This is a genomic window from Candidatus Binatia bacterium (assembly GCA_036563615.1).
Taxonomy (GTDB): Bacteria; Desulfobacterota; Binatia; order UBA12015; family UBA12015; genus DATCMB01.
Genome location: DATCMB010000004.1, coordinates 595,071 through 601,575, shown reverse-complemented (window position 1 = coordinate 601,575; position 6,505 = coordinate 595,071). Strand labels below are relative to the sequence as shown.

The 6,505-nt window shown below is 72.4% G+C and carries 6 protein-coding genes; 1 reads left to right on the top strand and 5 read right to left on the bottom strand.

Translation table 11 applies throughout. From position 1 onward, the window contains the following. Window positions 1-2,437 (top strand): right-handed parallel beta-helix repeat-containing protein (locus VIS07_02670; GenBank protein HEY8514397.1); only part of this gene is annotated, 2,437 nt, incomplete at its 5' end. Window positions 2,438-2,619: 182 nt separating this feature from the next. On the opposite strand, the gene VIS07_02665 is transcribed toward VIS07_02670, so the two are convergent. From VIS07_02665 to VIS07_02645, 5 genes are all read right to left on the bottom strand, one after another. Further along, window positions 2,620-3,186, bottom strand: a complete 567-nt coding sequence (locus VIS07_02665; protein HEY8514396.1) for a DUF1566 domain-containing protein — start codon at window positions 3,184-3,186, stop codon at window positions 2,620-2,622. Window positions 3,187-3,393: 207 nt separating this feature from the next. Next, window positions 3,394-4,326, bottom strand: a complete 933-nt coding sequence (locus VIS07_02660; GenBank protein HEY8514395.1) for a 2-dehydropantoate 2-reductase — start codon at window positions 4,324-4,326, stop codon at window positions 3,394-3,396. Window positions 4,327-4,363: 37 nt separating this feature from the next. Next, window positions 4,364-4,915, bottom strand: coding sequence for a LemA family protein (locus VIS07_02655; protein HEY8514394.1), 552 nt, complete (start codon window positions 4,913-4,915; stop codon window positions 4,364-4,366). Next, window positions 4,915-5,766 (bottom strand): TPM domain-containing protein, encoded by an 852-nt coding sequence (locus tag VIS07_02650; GenBank protein ID HEY8514393.1) that lies wholly within the window; start codon window positions 5,764-5,766, stop codon window positions 4,915-4,917. The genes VIS07_02655 and VIS07_02650 overlap by 1 nt, the downstream gene beginning before the upstream one ends. A 4-nt stretch (window positions 5,767-5,770) precedes the next feature. Next, window positions 5,771-6,505: a hypothetical protein gene (locus VIS07_02645; GenBank protein HEY8514392.1), complete on the bottom strand. Its 735-nt coding sequence runs from the start codon at window positions 6,503-6,505 to the stop codon at window positions 5,771-5,773.

Below are 6,505 nucleotides of genomic sequence, written 5' to 3'. Positions count from 1 at the left end.
CGTCAAGCCGCACGCGAGCAACCTCAGCGTCGATCCAGGCTTCGTTGCGCCGGAGGAGGGGCGCTTCGAGCTGCGACAAGCGGCCGGCGAGGAGCCAGCGAGCCCGCTCGTGAATGCAGGGAGCGGGGCGGTCGACGAGGTGGACATCGACGGCTCGACGGCGAGCGACGGCGCGCCGGACACGGGCATCGCCGACCTGGGCTTCCACGCGGGGGCGAGCGCGTCGGCGAGCGCGCCGGGCGGACCGGGACCGTCGCTGCCGCCGGGTCCGACGCCCGTGCCGTCGCCGACGCCGTACCATCCCCCGCTGCCGGGCAGCGGCGAGACCTACTGGGTCGACCCGGTCGACGGCGACGACGGCCGTGACCCGAGCGAGGCGCGCTCGCCCGACACCGCCTGGCAGAGCCTCACGCGCGCGATCAACGCCGCCGCGCCCGGCGACACGATCGTGCTGCGCGCCGGCCTCTACGAGGTGCAGGCCGACGTCAAGCAAGACTCCCTGACCCTCGAGGGCGAGGGCGCGCTCGGCGACGTCGTCATCGCGCCGCCGCCGGGCAAGGCGGGCGTGTACATCAACGGCTACGCGAACGTCCGGGTGCGCAACCTGGTCGTCCAGGGCGCGGCGCAGGGCATCGTCGCGCGCTCGGCGCCCGATCTCGTCGTGAGCGGGGTCGCGGTGGTGTCGAGCGCCTCGAACGGCATCGTCGTCGAGGACAGCCCGAACGCGTGGATCGAGAACTCGATCGTCACCGGCTCGGGCGCGATGGGCATCAAGCTCAGGCAGTCGGCGCCGGTCTACGTGCGCAACAACCTGGTGTACGCCAATGCCGACTGGGGCATCTCGCTCGACGACACGGCCGGGGATGCGCAGCCGCCGTCGACCGGCAACGTGGTCGCGTTCAACACCGTGCACGCGAACCGCTCGGGCGTGCGTCTGCTGAACGCGAGCGGCGAGGTGCGCGACAACTCGATCACGTCGCAGCGTGACGTCGGCCTCTACCTCGCGGCGCCGGACGTGACCGTGCACCACAACAACCTCTCGGCCAACGGCCGCGACCGCGACCAGAAGAACGACTACCTGCCGTCACTCGCGTTCTGGCAGAACCTGAGCGTCAATCCGCGCTACGTGCGTCCGTCCGGTGCGGACGGCCTGCTCGGCGGCGACGGCTGGCGCGACGACGACTTCCGCCTGCAGCAGCTCGCGGCGGGCGACGCGCAGCAGAGCCCGCTGGTCGACGCTGGCTCGGGCGAGGTCGACGCGCTCGACATCGGCGGCTCGACCGCGCGCGACGGCGCGCCGGACACGGGCATCGCGGACATCGGCTTCCACTACGACGCGCCTGCGGGCGTCGAGCCGCCGCCGGCGATGCCGATCGGCGACAACCTGCAGCGTACGTTCCACGTCAGCGCGACGCTCGGTGACGACTCGCGCAGCGTCGGCACGGCCCGCCACCGCGAGACGCCCTGGCGGACGATCGCGCGCGCGCTGCGCAGCGCCGTGCCCGGCGACACCATCGTCGTCCTGCCGGGCACGTACGACGAGACCGTGCAGGTCAAGGTCGCGGGCGTGACCGTGCTCGCCGACGTGCCTGGCGACGTGGTGATCGCGCCGAGCAGCGGCAACGGCGTCACCCTGCAGGCGCCGGACGTGATCGTCGACGGCTTCGTCGTCGAGGGCGGCGCGACCGGCATCTCGGTGCTGGCGACCGCGCCGCGCGCGCGCATCCGCAACTGCGCGGTGATCGGCGCCTCGACCGACGGCATCCGTGCGGTCGACCTCGAGGAGGTCGCGATCGAGAGCTCGATCGTCGCGAGCGCGGGCGGCTCCGGCGTGCGGCTGAAGCGCGTCGGCGGCGCGCTCGTGCGCAACAACCTGATCTACGCGAACGGCGAGTGGGGGATCAGCCTCGACGCGTCCGGTGCGCCTTCGGTGTCGACCGGCAACGTGATCGCCCACAACACGGTGTACGCGAACGCCTCGGGTAACGTCGCGATGCTGAACGCGCTCGGCGAGGTGCGCGACAACCTGATCGTCGGCTCGCCCGGACGCGGCCTGCGGCTCGACCTGCCGGGAGTGCTGCTGCTGCACAACGGGTTTGCCGGCAACGGCACGGCGATCCACCCGTCGACGTACCTGTTCTCGTGCGACGGCTGCGCCGAGAACCGTCCGCTCGAGCCGGGCTTCGTCGATCCCGCGGGCGCGGACGGCGTGCTCGGCGGCGTCGGCTGGCGCGACGACGACTTCCGCCTGCGCAGCGCCGCGGACGGCGGCACGCCGAGCGAGGCGATCGACGCGGGCTCGACGCCCGCGGCGTCGGCGGAGATCGGCGGCACGACGTCGACCAGCGGCTTGCCCGACGAGGACGCGATCGACCTCGGCTTCCACTACGCCGACACGTCGCGCGCGCAGCCGGTTCCCGCGGCGGCGATGCCCTGACGGCACGGCGCGGGCGCCCAGCATGGCCGCGGGGCGCCCTGCGCCTCGCCCCGGACCCGCGCGCCAGCGCCCCAGCCGCCTGCGGCAGCCGCGAAGATGTTCTTGACGTCGTCCTCGGACGAGACCTCGGCGGGCGGCGGTCCTCACCGCCGCCCGCCCCGCTTCAGAAGCGCGAGCGCTCGCTAGTAGTCGCGTACGGCTCGCGGGAAGCTCGCGAGATCCTTGTTGGCGGCGCCAACGAAGCCCGGCGACACGTACACGTAGTAGGCGTACCGGGGCGCGTCGGCGACCGTGGAGGACGACCAGTAGTGGCTCGGGAAGGTGTGCCCCGGGATCGACACGCAGGGGATGTGGGTACAGTTCGGGTATTGCGCGTCGAGCATCGAGCGTAGCTCGCCGATCGTTGGAATCCGCCAGTCACAGTGATCGGCGAAGCAGCCCGTCGTCGTGCTGCCGTCGTTCGACACGCCGCCGTTCAACGTGGCGAGGAATTCCGTGAACAGCGTGCCGTTCGGCTCCGTCTCCCCGGACGTCGTGCTCCACGTGTACTGGTTCCCCCAGTCGTGCACGCTCCCGTCCTCGGTCTTGATCTCCCACTGAAGCCCGGTGTTCAGATCGACCGCCGTGCCGTCGCCGTTGTCGAGCCACCGGCACGAGGTGTTTTTCCTCGCGGCAGCCTTGTCCGCCGCCGCGATGGCCTTGGCGGAGCTGGCCTCGCACTTCGCGACGTTTGGCGTCTTGCCGAGCACTCCTTGCGTCGCTCGCCCAGGATGCACGCCTTGCGTGTACGGAGGGCGTTCAGCTTGGCCGCCTGACACTTCTGCTCTGGCGTCGGCGCTGCCTCGGCCGCGCTCGCCAGCGCCAGGGGCAAGATCAGGGTCCAGATCGTCGCTTGCGTCCACCACGGCTTCGTGCGCGGTCGCCTCGCAGCGCGCGCGCCCGATCTTGACGCCGAGCTAAGAAGGTCGCGAGCGCGCCGCAGCGCCGGGATCGACCATCGCCAGCAGCCGCGCGAGCGTGCGGTTGAGCGGCGTCGGCACGCCCGCGCGCTCGCCGGCGCGCACCACCGCGCCGTTCAGCGCGTCCCACTCGAGCCGCTTGCCGCGCTCGAGGTCCTGCAGCATCGAGGTGCGGAAGTCGGGCAGCACGCGTCGGCTGTGCTCGAGCGTCGCGTCGATGCGCACCGGTACGTCGATGCCGAGCCCGCGCGCGACGGCGAAGGTCTCCTGCATCAGGTCGCGGATCAGCGCCTCGCCCGGTCCGCCGTCGAGCGCCGCGCTCACCGTGCGGCGCGTGAGCGCGGTCACCGGATTGAACGCCGCGTTCCACGCGAGCTTGTCCCACACGACGCGCAGGATGCTCGACGACACGCGGTGCTCGATCCCGGCCTGCGTGAGCCAGCCTGAGAGGCGCTCGGCGCGCGCCGAGCGCGTGCCGTCGACCTCGCCGTACACGAGCTGGGCCGCGCCCGAGTACTTGATGACGCCCGGCGACTCGATCTCGGAGCCGATGTAGGTGACGGTCTGCATCAGCGGCGCGAGCCCCGCGACGCGCGCGATCACGTCCTCGTTCTCGGGGCCGTTCTGCAGCGAGAGGACGATCGTGTCGGGACCCGCGCACGGCGCGAGCAGACGCGCCGCGGTCTCGGTGTCGTACGACTTGACGGTGACCAGAACGAGGTCGGCGACGCCGTACGTGCGCGGATCCTCGTACACCTCGACGCGCGAGGTGCGCTCGCTGCCGTCCGGGTAGCGCACGCGCAGGCCGTGCGTGCGGATCGCGTCCGCGTGCGCGCCGCGCGCCACCACCGCGACGTCGTGTCCGCCCTGCGCGAGCGCGCCCGCGTAGTAGCCGCCGACGCCGCCTGCACCGATCACCAGCGCGCGCACGACGGTCCCCCAGCGATCAAGAACGAACCTCGCGTGATCAGAACTGGACGCGCGGCACCTGCTGCGCGGACTCCGGCGCCTCGAAGTACTCGGCCGGCTTGAAGCCCAGGCAGCCCGCGAACAGCGCCGTCGGGATCTGCTTGATCGACGTGTTGTACGCGCGCACCGCCTCGTTGTAGCGCCGCCGCTCGGTCGCGATGCGGTTCTCCGTTCCGGCGAGCTCGTCGGAGAGACGCGCGAACTGCGCATTGGCCTTCAGGTCGGGATAGGCCTCGGCGAGCGCCAGCAGGCGTCCGAGCGCGCCCGAGAGCTGGTTCGACGCCTCGATCTGCTCCTCGCGCGTGCCGGCGGCGAGCAGCCGCGAGCGCGCGTTCGCGACCGCGGTGAAGATCTCCTGCTCGTGCTTCGCGTAGCCCTTGGTCACCTCGACCAGGTTCGGGATCAGGTCGTTGCGCCGCTGCAGCTGGTTCTCGACCTGCGACCACTGCGCGTCGATCGCCTCGCGCTGCTGCACGAGCGTGTTGTACGAGCCGCAACCGCTCGCGAGGAGAACGAGCACCGGAAGCCCAACCAAGAGCCGTCTCGTCATCACCATCTCCCTCCGGCTCCGCCGCCGCCGAAGCCGCCGCCGCCGAAGCCACCAAAGCCGCCACCGCCGCCGAACCCGCCACCGAGGCCGCCGAAGCCGCCGCGTCCCCCCATACCACCTGGGAAGATGATCGGCGCGCCGAAACCGCCTCGCCGACCACGTCGGTAGTGTCGCCCGCCGCCGCCGACCGCATTGATCAGCGCCGACACCAGCAGGAAGAGCAGGATGAAGCCGAGGAGCCCGAGGGCGCCGCTTCCGCCGCTGCGCGGGCGTCGGCGCACGGGCTCGGGCGCGCCGGTGAGCTTCACGCCGTACTCGGCCGCGATCAGCGCGGCCATCGTCTGCGTCGCCTCGAGGATGCCGCGCGAGTAGTCGCCGGCGCGGAACGCCGGCACGATGAGCGTGTCGCGGATCTCGCCGACCCTGCCGTCGGGCAGCGCGCCCTCGACGCCGTAGCCGGTCAGGATCTGCAGCTCGCGGTCGTCGACCGCGACCAGGAAGACGACGCCGTTGTCCTTGTCCTTGGCGCCGGGCTTCCACTGCTCGGCGATCGCCATCGCGTAGTCGAAGGCGGTCTCGGGCTCGGTCGAGCGCACGGTGACGATCGCGATCTCGGCGCCGGTCTTCTGCTGCAGCTCGCGGATCAGCGCTTCGAGCCGACGCTTGGTCGGCACGTCGATGACGTTCGCGAAGTCGTTGACGAAGCCCTGCGGCTTGGGGACCGCGATCTGCTGCGCGTGCGCGGATACCGCCGCAAGCAGCACGAGCGCGCACGCGAGGACGGGTGCGACGCGGCAGGCGAGCACGCGCGAGCGCGCGCCGGGCGCGCTCCGAAGACGCAGAGCCGTCACGCGCTCAGCCCCCGTGCCCGTCGACCAGCCGCACCAGCGCCTCGACCTCGCGCAGCACGACCGCGAGCAGGTCGTCGAGGTCGGCGCCCGTCGGCCACGCCTCGCGTCCCTCGCGGAGCGCGTCGAGCCGCGGCAGCGCGCGCAGCCGAACTCCCGAATGCCGCTCGATCGCCTCGAACAGCGCCGTGCCGCGTCCGGGACGCTCGCCGGACGACGAGCGCAGCAGCGCGCGCTCGACCACCACCAGCGCCGACTCGAGCGCAGCGAGCGCGTGCTGCAGCTCGGCGTCGGGCGGACGGTGCACCGCGAGCGCGCGCAGACGCAGCAGCATGCTGCGCGACTCGCGCTCCGCCTGCTCGCGCAGACGCGCCGGCAGCACGCGGACGCCCGCCAGCAGATCCTCGCCGTGCAGCACGCGGTGCCGCTCGCGCATGTCGTCGAGCTCGATCGGGAACGCGTCGGCCGCGTCGCGCAGGAACGCCGGCGTGACGACGAGCGGTGTCGCGAAGCGCAGGTCCTCGCGCGCCTCGCGCGCGAGGATCGTGCCGATCAGGCGCAGGTCGGCGAACTCCACCTCGCGGAGGACCAGCAAGAGATTGACGTCGGAGTGCGCTGGCGAGAACTCCTCGCCGGCGGCGCTGCCGTACACCGCGATCGAGACGACGCGCTCGCCGAGCGCCTGCGCCAGCGCCGCCGCCGCCTGTTCGATGCGGCGGGCAGTCTCGGCGGCGGGCTTCAC